Raw genomic sequence first — 19,293 nt, forward strand, 5'->3', positions numbered from 1 at the left:
ACACTCTACGGCCGTTCGGCGTCCAGAGCCCGTTCGACGAACGAACGGGTGACGACCTGGGCGATCGAGCCGGGGTCGAGCTGCACGGCGACGAAGTCGGCGGTGCGGATCAGCGCGAAGGCCTCGCGTCCGGGGAGGACCAGCATCTGCACCCGCGGATGCTGCTGCCGGGGGACCGCGGTGCGCACCTCGTCCGTGGAGGTGAACAGCGGCAGGACCTGCTCCCCGGTGGTCGTCGCGACGGTGCGGACGTGCGGCACGCCTCCGGGCTGGGAGCCCGTGACGTCGACCACGAGGGAGCCGTCGAGGCAGGCCTCGAGCAGCCGGTCGACGGCCTCGGCGGTGGGAGCGGCGACGAGCGCCTCCAGTGCTTCCCGAGCCTCCGCATTGCGGTACGGACCGGGTCGCGCCGGGCGTGCAGGGGGTCCGCCTCGTCGTGCCATGGCTCCACGCTAACGAAGACCGGGGCGTGATCGGAATCGCCGGGACCGGTTCCCGGGAATGCGCGCGATCGGTGTCCGGAATCGTTACGGCCGTCTGCGGACACCGTGTCCTCTATTCGACGGCTGGTGGCGAACAGCTCGATTCAGCCGTGATTGCCTCCGCTTATCCTGAACATTCCCCTCGACATGGCGCGAGAAAGGGACGAATGGCGCCATTCATGGCGCACTCGATTGTGAAAGGGGGTAATGTCTCTCCCGGTCCGGGTCGAGACAGTCCGGTCCCGCGAACTCCAGGAGGAAAAGTGGCCCAGAAGATCACGCTTGTCGACGATATCGACGGAACCCTTATCGATTCCGGTGACGGCGGTACCGTCCGCTTCAGCATCGAGGGCGCCAACTACGAGATCGATCTCGGCCCCGACAACATCGCCGAGCTCCACTCGGCGCTCGAGAAGTTCGTCTCGAGCGCCCGCCGTGTCGGCTCGCGCCCCGCGGCCGCCACGAGCGTCGCGACCGCCTCCAAGAGCGACCCCAAGCAGCTCAAGGCCATCCGCGAGTGGGCGAACGCCAACGGCCACCCCGTCTCCGACCGCGGACGCATCCCCTCCGAGGTCCAGGCCGCCTACCAGGCCGCCCACAAGTAGCGGCCGCCGGGCTCTCGGCCCGGTGAGACGCCGCATTCCCGGGCCTCGCGCCCGGTGAGCGGAAGGCCCCCGTGATCCGATCGCGGGGGCCTTCGCCGTGCCTGTCGCCGCGTCTTCGCCGTGCCTGTCGCCGTGCCTGTCAGAACAGGCGGGTGTGGGAGTCGTCGGTGCCGCGCATGGCCTCGTAGTCGAGCACCACGCAACGGATTCCGCGGTCCTCGGCGAGAGTCCGCGCCTGCGGCTTGATCTCCTGAGCGGCGAAGACTCCCGTCACCGGGAAGAGGTGCGGATCGCGATTCATCAGCTCGAGATAGCGGGTGAGCTGCTCCACTCCGTCGATCTCGCCGCGGCGCTTGATCTCGACGGCGACGGCGGCTCCCGAGGAATCGCGGGCGAGGATGTCGACCGGGCCGATCGCGGTCATGTACTCGCGCCGGACGAGAGTGTGCCCCTCTCCGAGGAGGCCGATCTGCTCGGCGAGAAGGCGCTGGAGATGCGACTCCACTCCGTCCTTCACGAGTCCCGGATCGACGCCGAGCTCGTGCGCCGAATCGTGCAGCACCTCGTGGATCGAGACGACGAGAGCGTCGCCGGTCTTGCGGTGCGCGACGGTCCACTGCTGCGTCACTCCCGCGGTGCGCGCCTCCTCGTCGGGCTCGCCCGTGATCAGCGTGCAGGGCGGGCTCATCCAGTTCAGCGGCTTGTAGGAGCCGCCGTCGGAGTGGATGAGGACGCTCCCGTCGGCCTTGACGAGCAGGAGGCGGGTGGCGAGCGGGAGGTGGGCGCTGAGACGGCCGGTGTAGTCGACGGAGCAGCGCGCGATGACGAGACGCACCCGTCGAGGATAGACGGCGCGGCTCCGGCGGGCTCCCGGCTCAGCGCGCGGCGACGGGAGGCCGGCGGCCGAGCGGAGGAGCGGGCGGCGGCACCGAGAGCGAGGCGCGCAGCGCGACCGCGAACTCGGCCGGCGCCTCCGCCCACGGGTGGTGGCCGCTCGACTCGATGACGGCCAGGCTCGCCTGCGGCAGGAGCGCGGTGAGCGCCTCCAGAGCGGCGACGCCCGTCACCGGATCGTCCTCCCCGCCGAGGACGACCGCGGGGCAGTCGAGGCGCTGCAGAGCGTCGCGGATCGCCGCGGTGTCGTCGGAGCCGGCGGGAGTCGTGTGACCGGCAGCCCGGTCGTCGATCCCGAGCCAGGCGGTGCCGGGGGCGATCAGGAGCAGGTGGGCGATGCGCTCGGGCGCGCCCACGGCGGCGAGCAGGACGGCGCGGCAGCCGGAGTCGTGCGCGGCGAGATCGAGCTCGTCGACGCCGAGGTGGCGGCGGAGGTCCTCCACGTCGGCGGCCGTCGTGGCCGGGGGAGCGGGAGGCAGCTCCGAGGAGTCGCCCACTCCGCGCGGGTGCAGCACGAGGACGCGGCGCGTGCAGGCGATCGAGGCGAACGAGCCGAGATAGGAGGGGTGGCGCTCCGGCTCACCGGGGACGACCACCAGGGGCCGCCCCTGACCGGCTCCGTGCTCGTCGACGTGGAGCAGGGCGCCGTCGCGCGCTCGGTACCGCATCCGCTCCCCCTCCGCCGCCGTCCTGGGAAGCCTAGGGGGAGGCGCGCCGGTGCGCCCGGGCCCCACGGGGGCTTGCGGAGGCGGGTGGAGCGGGGCGGTCAGCTCCGCCGGCTGCGGGCGGCGGGGGAGGCGAGCCCGGCCACGACCACCAGGGCCAGAACCAGGAAGAGGGCGTTCAGCAGGCCGTAGTGCTCGCCGAGGAAGCCGATCGCCGGCGGTCCGACCAGGAACGCGACGTAGCCGAGCATCGCCACCGCGCTGACGCGGGCGGCCGAGTGCGGCCCCTCCGCCGCGGCCGACATGCCCACCGGGAAGCCGAGCGAGCAGCCCAGACCCCAGGCGACCGCGCCGACGACGACGAGCGCGTCGACCGGGGCGAGGATGAACAGCAGGATGCCGACGATCGCGAGCCCGGCGGAGGCGCGCAGCACCGGGACGCGGCCGAAGCGGTCGAGCACGGGTCCGCCGATCACGCGTCCGACCGTCATGGCGGCGACGAACACGCCGAACACGACGGCGGCGGTCGTCTTGTCGGTGCCGTGGCCGTCGACCATCGCCAGGGTCAGCCAGTCGTTCGCGGAGCCCTCGGCGAAGGCCATGCCCAGCATGATCAGGCCGATGAGGACGAGGCGGCCGTCGCGCCAGACGCCGAGGGAGGCGGCGACGCGCTCGCGGACCGGCGGCTTCACCGTGGTCGCCGCGCCGGAGGTGTCGAGCTCCTCGCGGACCGGGACGAAGCGGATCGCGATCACCGCGGTCACGGCGATCACCACGGCGATCGCGCCGAGGTGGACGGCGACGGGCACGGCCAGGGCGGAGGCGCCCGCGCCGATCAGCGCGCCGGCCAGGGTGCCGAGGCTGAAGAAGGCGTGGAACAGCGGCAGGAGCGTCTTGCCGAAGGCCTTCTCGTTGGCCGCTCCCTCGACGTTCATCATCACGTCGACCGCTCCGTTGCCGAAGCCGAGCATCGCCATGCCGGCGAAGGCCGCGGGGAGGACGCCGATGACGTCGGCCGAGACGCCCAGCACCGCGAGGCCCGCCGCCGAGACGGTGAGGCCGAGCGCCATGCCGCGCCGGGCGCCGATCGCGCCCATGACCGGCGTCGAGAACGCGAGTCCGACGATCGCGCCGATCGACATCGAGAGGATCAGCAGGCCCACTCCGGCGGTCGAGAGCTGGAGCTCGTCACGGATGGCGGGGGTGCGCGAGACCCAGGTGGCGATGGAGATCCCGCTGAGGACGAAGATCGTGAAGACGGCGTTGCGCCAGGCGACCAGCTGCGGGCGCGTGAGCGCGGACGTCGAGGTCATGGCGGTTCTCCTGGTGCGGGCGGGATCCGGACACCGGATCGAGAGGCACGGTCGAATCGATTCGAAGCGAGCCGGTCTAAGCTATCCGGAACCCCGGGGACGGTCAACCGACGACGAGCGCGCCGCCCCCACGAGGAGGAACGTGGAACCCCGCAAGAGCCCCCGGCCGACGCTCGCCCGCGTCGCGAGCCGGGCCGGAGTGTCCCCCTCCACCGCCTCGCTGGTCTTCAGCGGCTCCGGCCCCGTCTCGGAGGCCACGAAGGAGCGGGTGCTGCGCGCGGCGTCCGAGCTCGACTACGCCGGTCCCGACCCGCGGGCGCGCTCGCTCCGCCGCGGCCGCTCGGGGATCGTGGGGGTCGTCGTGGACGAGCGGATGCTGCACGCGTTCCGCGACCCGATCAAGATCGCCATGCTCGACGGGATCGCCGACGTGCTCGGCGGGGTCGACGCCGGGATCCTGCTGCTCACCGAGACCGGGGACGGCGCGGGCCTGCTGGCGACCGCCCCGGTCGACGCGATGATCCTGGTCGGCTGCAGCCCGTCGGTCGACGACTCCGTCGCCGTGCTGCGCCGCCGGGGGGTGCCCGTCGTCGTGGTCGAAGGCCTCTCGGAGCTGGGCGGCGCCGTGATCTCGCTCGACAACCGCGAGGCCAGCCGCACCCTCGCGGAGCACCTGCGCGAGCTCGGCCACGAGCGGGTCGCGGTGGTCTCGCTCCCGTTCGCGAAGGACCGCCGCCGCGGCGCGATCCCGCCGGGCTGGCGCTCGAGCCCCAGCATCACTCCGGTCGACCGGCTCCTCGGCGTGCAGGACGTCTTCCCGGACGCGTCGGTCGTCGCCGCCGCAGCGAGCTCGGTCGACGAGGGCGTCGCCGCGGGCCGCACGCTGCTCGAGGGGGCGGAGCCGCCGACCGCGGTCGTCGCGCAGAGCGATCTGCTGGCCGCGGGCGTGATCCTCGCGGCGGAGGAGCGCGGGCTGCGCGTGCCCGAGGACCTCTCGGTGGTCGGCTTCGACGGCGTGCAGGTGCCCGGTCTCGCGGCCGAGTACGACCTCACGACGATGGCCCAGCCCGCGGTCGAGAAGGGCCGTGCGGCGGGACGGGCCGCGGTCGCGCTCCTGGCCGACGAGGAGGCGGAGGCGGTCTGCTTCCACGCCGTCTTCCACCGCGGGAACACCAGCGCTCCGCCGCGCTGACCGGACTTGTCCACAGGCTTCTCCACAGGGGAGGAGTGCGGTCAGCGGAGCCAGACGTCGCTGCGGACCCGGAGCCCGAGGGTGACCGCGCGGGCGCCGAGGAAGCCGACGGCGAAGGCGAGCCAGAGCGCGAGGAGGCGCCATTCGGCGGGCGCGGCGGGGGCGAGCAGGGCGAGCGGGACGAAGACGGCGAGGTTCGCGAGGCCGCTGAGCGCCAGGTAGCGGCCGTCGCCGGCGCCGATCAGCACGCCGTCGAGCACGAAGACGTAGCCGCCGAGCGGAGCGGTGAGGCCCACGACGGCGATCGCCGCGGGCAGCAGCCGCAGCACCTCCGGGTCGCTCGAGAAGACGTACGGCAGGACACCGCTCAGACCGGTGACCAGTGCTCCGAGCACTACTCCTGCACCGATTCCCCAGGTCACACAGCGTTTCGTGACGGCGCTGGCCTGCTCGGCGTCGCCCGCGCCGAGGAGGCGGCCCAGCAGCGCCTGCGCGGCGATCGCCACCGCGTCGAGGGCGAAGGCGACCGTCGAGAACAGCGTCATCGCCACCTGGAAGGCGCCCAGCTCCTCCGCCCCGAGCGAGGTGGCGGTCGCGACCGCGAGCAGGATCGCCGCGCGGAGGCTCGCTGTGCGCAGCAGCATCCAGCCGCCGGATCCCGCGGAGGAGGCCAGGCCCGCGAGGTGCGGCCGCAGCGGCGCGCCGACCCTCCGGGCGAGCCGCAGCGCGACTCCCGCGTAGGCCGCGAGCATGGCCCACTGCGCGATCACCGTCCCCAGTGCGGAGCCGGTTATCCCCAGGCCGGCCGGGTAGATCAGCACGGCGTTGAGAGCGGCGTTGAGAGCGAATCCGCCGGCGGCGATCACCAGCGGAGTGCGGGTGTCCTGGAAGCCGCGGAGGAGCCCGGTGAGCGCGAAGACGCCGAGCATGGCGGGGATCCCGGCCATGCTCACCGCCAGGTACCGCACGCCCGCCTCGGCAACCGCCGGCTCCGCGCCGAAGAGCGCCACGACGGCCGGAGCGGTCAGCGCGCCCACCACGGCGATGCCGGCGCCGAGGAGCAGGGCCAGCCAGCCGCCGTCGATCCCGGCCGCCACGGCCCTCCGCTCGTCGCCCTCGCCGAGGGCCCGGCCGACCCGCGGAGTGGTGCTGTACGCGAGGAAGACCATCAGGCCGACGATCGTCTGCAGCACCGTGCCGCCCAGCGCGAGCCCGGCGAGCGGGACGGCGCCGAGATGGCCGACCAGGGCGGAGTCGGTGAGCAGGAAGAGCGGCTCGGCGACCAGCGAGCCCAGCGCCGGGACGGCGAGCCGGAGGATGCTGCGGTCGAGGGCGGAGGTCACCGCTCGACGCTAGCGGCTGCCGCAGCTCCGGGACGGGCGTACCGTGGGCGGGATGCAGCGCTTCGGGATCGGGCTGGCGGCCGTGGGCCGGCCGGCGTACATCACGGCAGGGCGCGACGACGACCTCGGCCCCGCGGCCGAGCGGAGCGTCGACGCGCTGCGCGAGCGCACGCACCTGCTGCTCGACGCGGCGTGGGACGCCGGCGTCCGCTTCCTCGACGCCGCGCGCTCCTACGGGCGGGCGGAGGAGTTCCTCGGCGGCTGGCTCGCCCGGCATCCGGAGCGGCGGGCGGCGCTCACGATCGAGTCGAAGTGGGGCTACGAGTACGTCGGCGGGTGGGCGATGGATGCGCCGGTGCACGAGCGCAAGGAGCACTCGGTCGCGATGCTCGACCGCCAGTGGCTGCTCACGCTCGACGCGCTCGGCTCGGCGCCCGACTCCTACCTCGTCCACTCGATCACTCCCGAGAGCCCGGCCCTCACCGACCGCCCGCTGCTGGACCGACTGCGCGGCCTCGCCGGCTCCGGAGTGCGCGTCGGCCTCTCCACCAGCGGACCCGAGCAGGCGCGCGTGATCGAGCTCGCCCGCGCGATCCCGGAGTCGCCGTTCAGCGCGGTCCAGAGCACCTGGAACCCGCTCGAGCAGTCCGCGGGCCGGGCGCTCGCCGCCGCGCACGACGACGGCTGGCTGGTGGTGGTCAAGGAGGCCCTCGCCAACGGGAGGCTCGTGGCGCACCCGATCGAGCACGTCGGCGCCGCGCCGGACGTCGTCGCCCTGGGGGCCGCCCTCGCGCAGCCCTGGGCCGACGTCGTGCTGAGCGGCGCGGCGACTCCGGAGCAGCTGCGGGCCAACCTGCGCGCACAGCCCCTGGAGCTCCCGGACCTCCCGGCGCTCGCCGTGGATCCGGCCCGCTACTGGGCCGAGCGCTCCGCTCTCGACTGGACCTGAGAGCACTCGAACGAAGTGAGGCGTGCGCTCCGGCGCCGCACGGGATAGCGTTCCTCTCAGCGCCCCGTCTGCCCTCTCTGCGAGGGCTGGCGCGCGGATCGGCCCTCGTGATATCGCCCGAGGGGATCTGCCCCGGCCCGCCACCCCTCTTCGAGTGCGGCCGAATCGAGCTTTCCTCCGCACCCTTCCGAGCACCTCCGCCGGTCCTAGCGTGACGCGCAGGTCGTCGATGCGGCCGGCTCGCCACCACCCCCAGGCGAGCGTTCGATCCTCGATCCGACGCCCAGCGGAGTGCCCCCATGTCCCGTGCCCGAACAGTCCTCCTCGTCACCGCCGCCCTCGTCGCGGGCCTGCTCACGGCGCCGAGCGCCGCGTCGGCCGCGACTCCCGGGACCAGTCCCGTGACGGGCTTCGAGAGCGGCTCGCCCGCGCTCACGACGGTGACCGGCACGGCCTCCACGGCCGTCTCCGACGACAGCACGGAGGGCGACTCGTCGCTCGAGGTCTCGTACGACGTCACCGGGGGGCTCGCCGAGCTCGGCTTCGACCCGCTGCAGGCGCCCGTCATCCCCGCGCCCGCCTCGGCCCTGACGGTCGACCTCCGCGGCGACGGCTCCTACAACACCGTCTACCTGCGGGTCCGCGACACGAGCGGCGAGACCTTCGTGCACCGCGTCGACGCGATGCGCTCGACCCAGTGGCAGACGCTCACCGTGGACCTGACCGCGGAGCCGGTGGCCCGCGACGGCGGCGACGGCAACGGAGTCATGGACGCGCCGCTCACCGTGGCCGGCGTCCTCGTGGTCCGCAACGGCGAGCAGCCGCCGACCGGCGCGTTCGCCCTCGACGACCTGCGCGCGGACACCACCGGCTGGACCCTCCCCGTCGCCGCGTCGACCTACGTCGCCGCCGGGGCGAGAGCCGCGCTCGCCTTCGACGCCGGGTCCGCGGGCGACTGGGAGCTGCGGCTCGCGGACGCCGCCGGGCTCTCGCGCACCCTCACCGGCACGGCCGCCGCGGCGGGGCCCGTCGCCGTCGACTGGGACGGACGCGACGACTCCGGAGCCGCGATGACCGGCGACGTGCGCGCGGTGCTCCGCCAGGACGACTCGGCCGACGGCTCCCTCGGCGCCGCGACGACGACCGGCGTCCCGTTCCTGCTCACCCTGGCCGCGGCCGACGACCCCGACGCGACCTCGGTGGTCGAGGCCTTCGACGGCGGAGACGTCGGCTGGGGAGTCGCCACCGGATCCGCCACCCTGCGCCGCGCCTCCGCGGCCGGGGGCGGCGCGACCGGCACCGAGGGCACCGACGCGCTCGCCGTCGACTACGACCTCACCGACGGCATGGCCGGCATCACGCGGACCGCTCCGCTCGACGTCGCCACCGGCCCGGTCACGGGGCTGAAGGTCGACCTCAAGGGCGACGGCAGCTACAACACGGTCTACCTCCGCGTCACCGACGCGAGCGGCGAGGCGTTCACCTACCGGATGGACGCGATGCGGCAGACCACCTGGACCACGGTGCCCATCGACCTCACCCAGGACCCGGTGCTCGCCGAGGGCGGCAACGCCGACTCCGTGCTCGACATGCCGCTGACGCTGACCGGCTTCTACGTCGTGCGCAACGGCGAGCAGTCCGCCACCGGCTCGCTCGTGCTCGACAACCTGCGCGCGGTGAGCAGCCGGTGGACGATGCCGGTCGCCGACACCGAGTTCCTCGTGCCGTCGGAGGGCGGAGTCGCGAGCCTCGCGTTCTCGGCCGCCACGGCCGGCGACTGGATGATCGTCCTCCGCGACGGCACCGGCCGCAGCCGCTCCCTCACCGGCACCCTCGCGGAGCCCGGCGAGACCGCCGTGCAGTGGGACGGGAAGGCCGACGACGGCCAGGAGATGGACGGCCCGATCCGCAGCACCTTCCTGCAGGACTCGACCCCGGACGGGCAGTTCTCCGCGTCGCGGACCCGCTCGGCGACTCCGACCCTGCTGACCGTCGCCGCGGCGCAGCCGTCGACGACCAGCGTGGTCGAGGGCTTCGAGGGCGCGGCGTCGGGCTGGAGCGTCGCGATGGGCTCGGCGGCCGTCTCGCGCACCAGCGCGCAGAAGACCCAGGGCTCCTACGCGCAGCGGATCGACTACGACGTCTCGTCGGGCCTGGTCGAGACGGTGCAGAGCACCCCCGCGACCGTGATCGCGAAGCCGGCCTCGTCGCTCCGGATCGACCTCAAGGGCGACGGCACCTACAACACCGTCTACACGCGCCTCCGCGACGCCTCGGGCGAGACCTTCACCTACCGGCTCGACGCGATGCGCTCGACGGCGTGGGCGACGATCGACGTCGACCTCACCGCCCCGGCCGCGCTGATCGAGGGCGGCGACGGCGACCAGGTGCTCGACTTCCCGGTGAAGCTCTCCGGCGTGATCATCGTGCGCAACGGCAGCCAGCCCGCGACTGGGACCGTCGTGCTCGACAACCTGCGCACCCTCGCCACCGGCTGGTCGCTGCCGACGGCCGCGACCGCGTTCTTCACCCCCGGCGCCTCGGCGACCACCTCGTTCTCCTTCACCGCGGCCGGCCCGGGCGACCACCGCCTCGAGCTGCGCGACAAGGAGGGGCGCGTGAAGACGATCACCGGGCGTGCGGCCGCGGCCGGCCCGGTCACCCTGACCTGGGACGGCTCGGACGACTCCGGGACCCGCATGCGCGGCGACGTCAGCGGCGTCTTCTCGCAGGACGGGACGGACGACGGCGTCCTCGCCTCGAACGCCACCCGCAGCGGGATGCCGCTCCTGCTGACCCTCGCCGAGATCGACGCGGACGCGAGCCTCGCGCAGTCCTTCGACTCCGCCGGGACGGACTGGGTGCAGGCCGCCGGCACCGCGACCCCCTCGACCTCGGCCACCCGCACGGAGGGCTCGGGCGCGCTGAGGATCGCCTACGACCTCTCCCGCGCCGACGCCGAGATCGAGACCGCGACGACTCCGGTGCCGCTGCTGACGCAGCCCGCGACCGCGCTCAAGGTCGACCTGCTCGGCGACAGCAGCTGGAACACCGTGTTCCTCAAGCTGCGCGACGCCACCGGCGAGATGTTCTTCTACCGCGTCGACGCGATGAGCCTCAGCCGGTGGACGACCGCGACGATCGACCTCCGGTCGCCCGCCGCGAACACCCACCTCGGCAACGACGACGGCGTGCTCGACTACCCGGTCTCGCTGGTGCGGATCAACGTGGTGCGGAACGGCGCCTCGGCCCCCGCCACCGGCACCGTCGTGCTCGACAACCTGCGCGTCCTCGACAAGGACTGGACGCTGCCGACCGCGAGCGGCGCGCGCTTCTCGCGCGAGAACGCCGCGACCACGACCGTCCGCTTCACGGCGGGCGGGCCCGGCGACTACGCCCTGGTGCTGCGCGACAGCGCCGGCCGCACCCGCACCTACGGCGGGACCGCCGCCGCCGCGGGCGAGATCACCGCGACCTACGACGGCACCGACGACAGCGGAGCCGCGATGGCGGGCAGCATCGCCGGCCGCCTCACCTGGGACACGACCGCCGACGGCGCGCTCTCGGGAGCCGCCACGGCGACCCGCCCCTACCTCACCGGAGTGAGCGCCCGGGTCACCGAGGCGTCGCCCACGTCGATCAGCGGCATCAACAGCTTCCTCACCGAGCAGGACTCGCCCGTCGAGGCCGACCGGCAGGCCGCCCTCCTCGAGGACGCGCAGGTGCGCTGGGCCCGCGAGGAGTTCGAGTGGAAGCGCGTCGAGCCGCGGAAGGGCTTCTACGACTGGGCGAAGTTCGACCAGGCCGTAGCGATCAGCCAGGCGCGCAACGTCGACATGATCGGCAAGCTCGCCTACTCGGCGCCCTGGGCCTCGTCGGCCCCGGCCGGCACCGCGGCGGAGGACGCCCAGTACTACCCGCCGCGCAGCAACGCCGACTTCGCGTCGTACGCTGCGGCGACCGTGGCCCGGTTCAAGGACCGCGTGCACGTCTGGGAGGTGTGGAACGAGCCGAACACCGACTACTACTGGCGCGGAGGCGCCACGGCCGGCCAGTACGGCGAGATGCTCAAGGCCGCGTACACGGCGATCAAGGCCGTGGACCCGACCGCGACCGTGCTGGTCGGCGGGCTCGACCAGTTCAGCGATCCGTTCATGGCCGGGGTGCTGGCGGCCGGGGCCGGCGACTCCTTCGACGGACTCGCGATCCACACCTACACGGTCGACGGGGCGCCGGAGACCGGAGCGATCCCGACCTACCTCGACGCGGCGCAGAACTTCCTCACCCGCAGCGCGCCGGGCCGGAGCCTGTGGATCACCGAGGTCAGCTGGGCGACCTGCACCACCTGCGTCGGCGCCACCAGCGAGGCCGACCAGGCGTCGTACCTCTCGCGCTCCTACCTCGACGCCGCGGCCCGCGGGATCAAGGCGATCGCCTGGTACAACCTCGTCGGAGGCCCCGACCCGCAGGCACCGCTGGACACCTTCTCGGTGACCGAGCGCTCCGGCCGGCAGAAGCCCGCGTACGCGGCGCTGAAGGAGGTCGGCGCGGTCCTCGCGACCGGCACCGCGGTCGGCCGGGCGAGCGCGACCGCCTCCGCCTCGCCGGTGACGGTCGACGACCTCTCCTCCACGAGCGGATGGGCCGTGACGCCGATCGGCGGCGGGACCGCCTCGCTGGCCGCGACGTCGACCGGCTACTCCGGCTCGGGCGCGCTGAAGCTGACGTACGACTTCTCCGGCGCCTCGAAGGGCGCGCAGCTGCACACCTCGCGCACCCTCCCCGGCTCGCCGACAGCGGTCTCGGTCCGGGTCAGCGGCGACGCGAGCACCAGCCCCGTCTACCTGAAGCTGCAGGATGCGACCGGGGAGACCTTCCAGGGCCTCGTCGGCAACGTCGGCGGCTCGCCGTGGCAGAAGATGACGCTGTTCTCGGACGGGCTGAACGCCAACTACACGCACTCCGGCGGTGACGGCGACGGGGTGTGGGACTACCCGGTGAAGCTCGTGGACGCCTTCGTCTACAAGGCGACGTCGGGCGTCTCCGCCGGCACGGTCTCGATCGACGACGTGACGGCCGACTACGGAGTGAACCTGCACGGGACGGTGCTGCAGACGCCGACCGAGACGGTGCAGGCGCTCTACACCGCGGGCCCGTCGACGGCCTCGGTGCAGGTCTCGGGGGCGACGGTGTCGATCCGGACCACCGCGGGCAGCACAGCGCTGGCCGTCGCCGACGGCCACGCGACCGCGACGCTCGGCCGGACGCCGGCGTTCGTGGTCTCGGCGCCCGCGGTGACCCGCCCCGGCGGCACGACGACCCTCGACTGGATGACCGGCGACGGCGCGACGACCAGCGTCGCGGTGCTCACGGCGTCCGGCGGAGTCGCGAAGCAGCTGACCTCGTCGATCCGCCACCCCGCGGGTCGGCAGACCCTCGCCTGGGACGGACGCCTGACCAACGGCGCCGTCGCCCCGGCCGGCTCGTACAGCATGCGGATCACGACGACGACGCCCGACGGACGCACCAGCGTGCAGAAGGTCGCGTTCACGCAGCCCTGACGCGGATCGCTGCGGGCGGCCGCCTCGACGACTCCTGGAGTCTCGGGACGGCCGCCCCCCACGACTCTCCAGGAGTCGTCGCAGTGGGGTGCCGAGTGCGACAGATCCTGGACAGTGGGCGGCAGGCATCCCTCGATGGCGGACGCCCGGGCGCCTCAGGACCAGTCGCCCTCGCCTGTGCCGAGGCGCTCGCGGCCGACCTCGGTGATCGGGACAGCCGCGAGGCTGGTGAGGCCGATGCCGAGGAGCGTCGCCCGAGGTGCGCCGGACGCGCCGAGCAGGGCCATCCCCTCCAGCACCGCGCAGAAGTAGGCGCCGAGCGCCTCCGGATCGGCGGAGGCGTCGATCTCGCCCGCCGTCCGCGCGTCGTCGATGCAGGCCGCGTAGTGCGAGCGCATCGCGTCGAACGCGGTCGCGACCGTCGCCGCGATCTCAGGGTCGCGCGCCGAGAGCTCCACCGCGGTCCGGGTGAACAGGGACGGAGCCGACTGCGCCGCGCCGTGCTCGACCGCCACCCTCACGAGCTGCGACCGGATGCGCGCCAGCGGGCTCTCGGTTCCGTGGCGGATCGTCTCCACGGCGTCGACCGCCTCGGCGGTGTCGCTGAGGAACGCCCGCATGAAGAGCTCCTTCTTGCCTCCGAACGCGTTGTAGAGGCTCTGCCGCGCCAGGCCGGTCGCCTCGAGCAGCGTGTCGAGCGAGGTGCCCGCGTACCCGGTCTCGGCGAAGGCCGTCCGTGCGCGGGCGACGACGTCGGCCTCGTCGAAGGTGCGGGGTCGGGGCATGATCGTCCTCCTGGTCGGGTGGCCCGTCCATCCTGACCCACCGCGCGGGGTCCGCGGGCCGGGCGGCGGATCGGAGGGACGGGCGCGCGGGTCGGGGTCCGAGGCTCCGGGTCCGGGGTCCGAGGCTTCGGGTCCAGGCTCGGGTTCGCGCTCGGGCTCGCGCTCGGCGCTCCGGGCTCAGGCGATGGACGCGCCGCCGTCGACGAGGATCTCCGCGCCGGTGATGCCCGAGCTCTGGTCGGAGACGAGGAAGAGCACGGTCGCGGCGATCTCCTCGGGATGCAGCAGCCGGCCCAGCGGCATGCCGGAGGCGATCTGCTCGAGGAGCGCGGAGGGGTCGCCGGGGGCCAGGGCCGCGAGCCCGGGCGTCTCGGTCGGCCCGGGCACGACGGTGTTGATGCGGACGCCGCGCGGCGCCAGCTCGGCGGCCCAGGTGCGGGTCATCGTGGCGACAGCCGCCTTCGAGGCCCCGTACAGGCCGAAGCTCTTCTCGGTCCCTGAGCCGGCGGTCGAGCCGGTCACCACGATCGCGGCCCGGTCGGTGAGGTGGGGGAGCGCCCCCTGGACCGTCAGGGCGGTGCCGCGGACGTTGGTCGCGAAGGCCGTGTCGATGTCGTCGGCGGTCACGTCGGCCAGGTCCTTGAACCCGCCTCCGCCCGCATTGGCGTGCACGGCGTCGAGACCGGATCCGCGGGCGGCGACCGCGTCGAAGACCGCTCGCGCGCCGTCGGGCTCCGCAGCGTCCGCGCGGACGACGGTCACGGCGTCGCCGAGCTCCTCCGCCACCGCGTCGAGCTGCTCCTGGCGGCGGCCGGTCACGAACACGTGCGCGCCCTCCTGCACGAACCGGCGGACGACCGCCAGGCCGATGCCCGAGGTCCCGCCCGTCACGAGGGCCGTCCGACCGCTGAGTGCTGCATCCATGAGAATCTCCGTCCGAGTTGTTGACTGATCGTTCTCCTACGGTAGACGTGCTGGATCGATCAGTCAATAACTCGCGCGGATCCCGCTCATCGCCGGGCCGCGCACGCAGAAGCGCACCGCCCCCGGAGAGACGGTGCGCTTCTGCGGCGGATCAGACCGCGACGAGCCAGGTGAGCTGCGAGTGCGGCTCGACGATCAGCGGGCCCAGCTCCCTGTTGAACTCGGCTCCGTAGTCGGCCGAGATGTGCGCCTGGAAGGCGTCCTCGTCGCGGTAGACCTCGTAGACGAAGAACCGGGCCGGATCGTCCTCCCGCCGGTAGGGCGTGAACTCGACATTGCCCGGCTCCCGGCGGACCAGGACGGCGAGGTCGGCGATCATGCCGGCGACCGTCTCCTCGTGGCCGGGCTTCGCGGTGAACTCGGCGTAGAGGATGCGGGCGCTCATGCCGTCGCCGCCCCGGTCATGATCGCGACCGCGTCGGTCATCGAGTGCGACTGCGGGGTGATCGTCGCGGCCTTCTTGCCGAGGCGCTGGATGTGGATCCGGTCGGCCACGTCGAAGACGTGCGGCATGTTGTGGCTGATCAGGATGACCGGGATGCCGCGGTCGCGCAGATTGCGCACGAGCTGCAGCACCTGGTTCGACTCGCGGACGCCGAGGGCGGCGGTCGGCTCGTCGAGGACGACGACCTTCGAGCCGAACGCGGCGGCGCGGGCGACGGCCACGGCCTGGCGCTGTCCTCCGGAGAGGTTCTCGACCGGGACCGTGACGTCCTGGAGGGTCGAGATGCCCAGCTCGGTCAGCTCGGCGCGCGCCTCCTTGCGCATTCCGGCGGTGTCGAGCATCCGGAAGACGGAGCCGAGGATCCCCTTCTTGCGCTTCTCGCGGCCGAGGTAGAGGTTCGAGGCGACGTCGAGCGCCGGGGAGACGGCGAGGTTCTGGTAGACCGTCTCGATTCCGGCGCCGCGGGCGTCCTGCGGGCGCTTGAACGAGACGGGACGGCCGTCGAGGAGGATCTCCCCCTCGTCGGGGATCTCGGCGCCGGTGAGGCACTTGATCAGCGTCGACTTCCCGGCGCCGTTGTCGCCGATGATGGCGAGGACCTCGCCGGGGTAGAGCTCGAGGCTGACGCCGTCGAGCCCGACCACGCGGCCGAAGGTCTTGACGAGGCGCTTGGCCTGCAGGACGGGGGTGCGGGCGGCGGCGGGAGCGGTGCCCGCGGCGTCGATGAGGGTCACTTGCGAACCTTCCGGATCCACTGGTCGACCGAGACGGCGACGATGATGAGGACGCCGACAGCGAGCGTCTGGTAGAGGACGTCGAGCCCGGCGAGCGAGAGCCCGTTGCGGAAGACGCCGACGATGAGGGCGCCGAGGAGCGTGCCCCAGACCGTGCCGCGCCCGCCGAAGAGGCTGGTGCCGCCGATGACGACCGCGGTGATGGAGTCGAGGTTGAGGTCGGCTCCGGCGTTCGGGCTCGCCGCGTTGGTGCGGCCGATCTGGATCCACGCGCCGATGGCGAGGATCGCGCCGGCGGCGAGGTAGACACTCATCAGGACGCGGTTCACGCTGATGCCGGCCAGGCGGGCGGCCTCCTTGTCGTCGCCCACCGCGTAGACGTGGCGGCCCCAGGCGGTCTTGCCGAGGATGAACGCGATCACGATGTAGACGAGGAGCATCAGCAGGACGCCGTAGCTGATGCGGACGCCGAGGATGTCGAAGGTGCCGCCGGTGGAGGGCAGCAGGGCCGGCATGTCGGTGCCGCGGACCGTCGAGCCGCTCGAGTAGAGGAGCGTCAGCGCGACGAAGATGTTGAGCGTGCCGAGGGTGACGATGAACGGGGGGAGCCGGAGCTTCGTCACGAGCAGGCCGTTGAAGGCGCCCGCCGCGAGGCCGACGACCAGGCCCAGGAGCAGGGCGACGACCGCCGGGAGCCCGTTCTCGGTCGCGGTCTGCGCGATGACCATCGAGGTGAGGACCATGACCGCGCCGACCGAGAGGTCGATGCCGGCGGTCAGGATGATCAGCGTCTGCGCGACGGCGAGGGTGCCGACCACCGCGACCTGCTGCGTGATGAGCGAGAGGTTCGACGGGTCGAGGAAGCGGTCGTTCAGGAGCCCGAAGACGATGACGGCCAGGACGAGGACGACCGCCGGGCTGACGGCCGGATAGCGGTGCAGGACTCCGCGGACGCGGTCCAGCGGCGTGCGGCGGTCGAGGAACTCGCTCGCGAGGTCGAGTGCGGAGGTCGGCGGATTCGGGTCGGTGGTCTTCTGAGCCACGATGGCCTTTCTGGAGTCGCTGGGAGCGGGAGGAGGAGGGCGGGGCGCCGGAGCGCCCCGCCCGTGGTGGGCTACTCGCCCCAGCAGATCCCGGCGGCGTCGTCGGAGGTGATGCTGTCGAGGCCGTCGACGGGGGTGTCGGTCACCAGCTGCGAGCCGGTGTCGAAGAAGTCGAGGCCCTCGCTGGTGCTGGGCTTGGTGCCGTCCTCGGCGAGCTGGGCGATCGCCTCGACGCCGAGCTGGGCCATCTTCACCGGGTACTGCTGCGCGGTGGCGCCGATGAGACCCTCCTTGACGTTCTTCACGCCGGCGCAGCCGCCGTCGATCGAGACGAGCAGGACGTCCTTCTCCTTGCCGGCGGCCTGGAGGGCCTGGTAGGCGCCGTAGGCGGCGGGCTCGTTGATCGTGTAGACGACGTTCACGTCGGGGTTCTTGGACAGGAGCGTCTCCATGGCGGTGCGGCCGCCGTCCTCGGCGCCCTGGGTGGCCTCGTTGCCGACGATCTCGTAGTCGCCGCCGCTGTAGCTGCCGGTCTTCGCCTCGTCGCCGTTGGTCTGGTCGTCGGCGACGTCGATCCCCATGCCGGTGAGGAAGCCCTGGTCGCGGTTGTAGTCGACCGAGACGACCTTGTCGTCGAAGAGGTCGAGCATCGCGATGGTCGCCTTCTTCCCGTCGAGCTGCGCGGCGGTCCACTCGCCGATGGCCTCGCCGGCCTTGAAGTTGTCGGTGGCGAAGGTGATGTCGACGGCGTCGGCGGGGTCGGGCGCCGTGTCGAGGGCGATGACGAAGAGACCGGCGTCGCGCGCCTTCTGGATGGCGTCGACGACGGAGGGGCCGTTCGGGGTGATCAGGATGCCCTTGTCGCCCTTCGAGATCGCGTTCTCGATGGCCTGGATCTGGGTGTCCTCGTCGCCGTCCTCCTTGCCCGCGGCGAGCGTGAGGTTCACGCCGGCGGAGGTGGCCGCCTCCTTGGCGCCGTCCTCCATCGCGACGAAGAAGGGGTTCGTCGTCGTCTTGACGATGAGGGTGACGCCGACGCCGTCTCCGCTGCCGGCGGTGGAGCCGGCGTCGGACGAGCCGGGGCCGGAGCTGGAGCAGGCGGTCATGCCCAGGGCCGCGAGGATCGCGACGGAGCCGAGGCCGATGTACCGGGTGAGGCGAGGGGAACGGTTCGTCATTGAAAGTCCTGTTCATAAGGCGGGAGCAGCCTCCCGACAACGATGTCAGAGGTAGGTCTATCGGTTCGGTGACGCTAAGGTCAAGCGATCCTCCAGAAAGCGAGACCCGACTGTGACATCGTTGTCAGATCGAAGCGGCGCCGGTGCAGGCCGCCGCCTCGCAGCTGCAGTACCAGCCGGATCTGCACGCCGGGAACCTCCGCCGCTCCAACGGGCGCACCAACACGCTCGGACTGCTGGTGGGCAGCGTGGCGAACCCCTTCTCGGGTGCTCTCCACCGTGCCGTCGAGGACCTCGCGAACGAGCGCGGGGTCGCGGTCTTCGCGTCGAGCCTCGACGACGACCCGGCCCGTGAGCGCTCCTCGGTGAACGCCTTCGTCTCGCGGCGCGTCGACGGGCTCATCCTGACCACGGTCGCGCCCAGCCAGGCCTACCTGGGCGTCGAGGTCGACCGCGGCACGCCTGCGGTGTTCGTCGACCGCGTCCCCTCGGGGATCACGGCGGACGCGGTGATCACCGACAACGCCGCCGGCATCGCCCGCGCGGTGGGGCACCTCGCCTCCTTCGGGCATCGCCGCATCGCGTTCCTGAGGGACCGGCCCGAGATCTTCACCGCGCAGGAGCGGGAGCGCGGCTTCCTCGAGGAGATGAGCCGGCTCGGCCTGCCGGTGCCGCCCGCGTACGTGCGCCACGGCGCCCACGACGAGCACGCGGCGGAGGAGATGGCGACCGCTCTGCTCGACCTCGAGGTGCCGCCGACCGCCATCGTCGGCGGGCAGAACCTGATCACGATCGGCGTGCTGGCCGCGCTCCGCCGTCGTGGCGCGCACGGAAGAGTCGCCCTGATCGGCTTCGACGACATCCCCCTGGCGGAGCTCCTCGAGCCCGCCGTCTCGGTGATCGCGCAGAACCCCGCGGTCATCGGGCGGACGGCCGCCGAGCGGGTGTTCCTCCGCCTCGACGGCGAGGACGAGCCGGCGCAGACGTTCGTGATCCCCACCGAGCTGATCGCCCGCGGCTCCGGCGAGGTGCCCTGCCCCGACTGAGAGGCGGTGGGACGGGACCTGATCTTTCTCGCAGACCGCTCTTGAATTGTCCGGAGGACAGTCCGTAGATTGCC

General features: G+C 72.9%; 16 protein-coding genes. 5 read left to right on the forward strand and 11 right to left on the reverse strand.

Going from position 1 to position 19,293, the window contains the following annotated elements; translation table 11 throughout:
- Window positions 1-5: 5 nt before the first annotated feature.
- Window positions 6-443, reverse strand: coding sequence for an SseB family protein (locus tag C5C25_RS08080; RefSeq protein ID WP_104222625.1), 438 nt, complete (start codon window positions 441-443; stop codon window positions 6-8).
- 302 nt (window positions 444-745) lie between these two features.
- On the opposite strand from C5C25_RS08080, the gene C5C25_RS08085 reads away from it, so the two are divergent.
- A complete protein-coding gene (locus C5C25_RS08085) occupies window positions 746-1,087 on the forward strand; it encodes an Lsr2 family protein (RefSeq protein ID WP_104222624.1) in 342 nt (113 codons plus the stop codon).
- 139 nt (window positions 1,088-1,226) lie between these two features.
- Here the strand turns inward: C5C25_RS08085 and nucS are convergent, their stop codons facing one another.
- The 3 genes from nucS to C5C25_RS08100 all read right to left on the reverse strand — a co-directional run bounded on the left by nucS (window position 1,227) and on the right by C5C25_RS08100 (window position 3,959).
- Window positions 1,227-1,922, reverse strand: coding sequence for an endonuclease NucS (gene nucS / locus C5C25_RS08090; RefSeq protein ID WP_104247564.1), 696 nt, complete (start codon window positions 1,920-1,922; stop codon window positions 1,227-1,229).
- A 40-nt stretch (window positions 1,923-1,962) separates the two neighbouring features.
- Window positions 1,963-2,649, reverse strand: a complete 687-nt coding sequence (locus C5C25_RS08095; RefSeq protein WP_104250277.1) for an alpha/beta fold hydrolase — start codon at window positions 2,647-2,649, stop codon at window positions 1,963-1,965.
- Between the two features lie 98 nt (window positions 2,650-2,747).
- Window positions 2,748-3,959: an MFS transporter gene (locus C5C25_RS08100; protein WP_104250278.1), complete on the reverse strand. Its 1,212-nt coding sequence runs from the start codon at window positions 3,957-3,959 to the stop codon at window positions 2,748-2,750.
- A 142-nt stretch (window positions 3,960-4,101) separates the two neighbouring features.
- Here C5C25_RS08100 and C5C25_RS08105 point away from each other — a divergent pair, with 142 nt between their 5' ends.
- Window positions 4,102-5,151 carry a LacI family DNA-binding transcriptional regulator gene (locus C5C25_RS08105; RefSeq protein ID WP_244230542.1) on the forward strand — a complete coding sequence of 350 codons (1,050 nt, stop codon included), beginning with the start codon at window positions 4,102-4,104 and terminating at the stop codon, window positions 5,149-5,151.
- 41 nt (window positions 5,152-5,192) lie between these two features.
- On the opposite strand, the gene C5C25_RS08110 is transcribed toward C5C25_RS08105, so the two are convergent.
- A complete protein-coding gene (locus tag C5C25_RS08110; RefSeq protein ID WP_104250279.1) occupies window positions 5,193-6,494 on the reverse strand; it encodes an MATE family efflux transporter in 1,302 nt (433 codons plus the stop codon).
- Between the two features lie 52 nt (window positions 6,495-6,546).
- On the opposite strand from C5C25_RS08110, the gene C5C25_RS08115 reads away from it, so the two are divergent.
- Window positions 6,547-7,443, forward strand: coding sequence for an aldo/keto reductase (locus C5C25_RS08115; protein ID WP_104250280.1), 897 nt, complete (start codon window positions 6,547-6,549; stop codon window positions 7,441-7,443).
- A 299-nt stretch (window positions 7,444-7,742) separates the two neighbouring features.
- A complete protein-coding gene (locus tag C5C25_RS16280) occupies window positions 7,743-13,004 on the forward strand; it encodes a FlgD immunoglobulin-like domain containing protein (RefSeq protein WP_146079455.1) in 5,262 nt (1,753 codons plus the stop codon).
- Between the two features lie 155 nt (window positions 13,005-13,159).
- Here the strand turns inward: C5C25_RS16280 and C5C25_RS08125 are convergent, their stop codons facing one another.
- From C5C25_RS08125 to C5C25_RS08150, 6 genes are all read right to left on the reverse strand, one after another.
- Window positions 13,160-13,789, reverse strand: coding sequence for a TetR/AcrR family transcriptional regulator (locus tag C5C25_RS08125; RefSeq protein ID WP_104250281.1), 630 nt, complete (start codon window positions 13,787-13,789; stop codon window positions 13,160-13,162).
- A 177-nt stretch (window positions 13,790-13,966) separates the two neighbouring features.
- Window positions 13,967-14,713, reverse strand: a complete 747-nt coding sequence (locus tag C5C25_RS08130; protein ID WP_104250282.1) for an SDR family NAD(P)-dependent oxidoreductase — start codon at window positions 14,711-14,713, stop codon at window positions 13,967-13,969.
- 151 nt (window positions 14,714-14,864) lie between these two features.
- On the reverse strand, window positions 14,865-15,158 hold the full coding sequence (locus C5C25_RS08135) for a putative quinol monooxygenase (RefSeq protein ID WP_104250283.1): 294 nt from the start codon (window positions 15,156-15,158) through the stop codon (window positions 14,865-14,867).
- Complete coding sequence (locus tag C5C25_RS08140) at window positions 15,155-15,952, reverse strand: ATP-binding cassette domain-containing protein (RefSeq protein ID WP_104250284.1); 798 nt, start codon at window positions 15,950-15,952, stop codon at window positions 15,155-15,157. The genes C5C25_RS08135 and C5C25_RS08140 overlap by 4 nt, the downstream gene beginning before the upstream one ends.
- Entirely contained in the window at window positions 15,949-16,995 is a 1,047-nt protein-coding gene (locus C5C25_RS08145) for an ABC transporter permease (RefSeq protein ID WP_104238958.1), read from the reverse strand. The genes C5C25_RS08140 and C5C25_RS08145 overlap by 4 nt, the downstream gene beginning before the upstream one ends.
- A 71-nt stretch (window positions 16,996-17,066) precedes the next feature.
- On the reverse strand, window positions 17,067-18,173 hold the full coding sequence (locus C5C25_RS08150) for a substrate-binding domain-containing protein (RefSeq protein ID WP_104238959.1): 1,107 nt from the start codon (window positions 18,171-18,173) through the stop codon (window positions 17,067-17,069).
- A 143-nt stretch (window positions 18,174-18,316) separates the two neighbouring features.
- Between C5C25_RS08150 and C5C25_RS08155 the strand changes: the two genes are divergently transcribed.
- A complete protein-coding gene (locus C5C25_RS08155; RefSeq protein ID WP_258069369.1) occupies window positions 18,317-19,219 on the forward strand; it encodes a LacI family DNA-binding transcriptional regulator in 903 nt (300 codons plus the stop codon).
- Window positions 19,220-19,293 lie beyond the last annotated feature (74 nt).

Source organism: Rathayibacter sp. AY2B9 (assembly GCF_002931595.1).
Lineage (GTDB): Bacteria > Actinomycetota > Actinomycetes > Actinomycetales > Microbacteriaceae > Rathayibacter.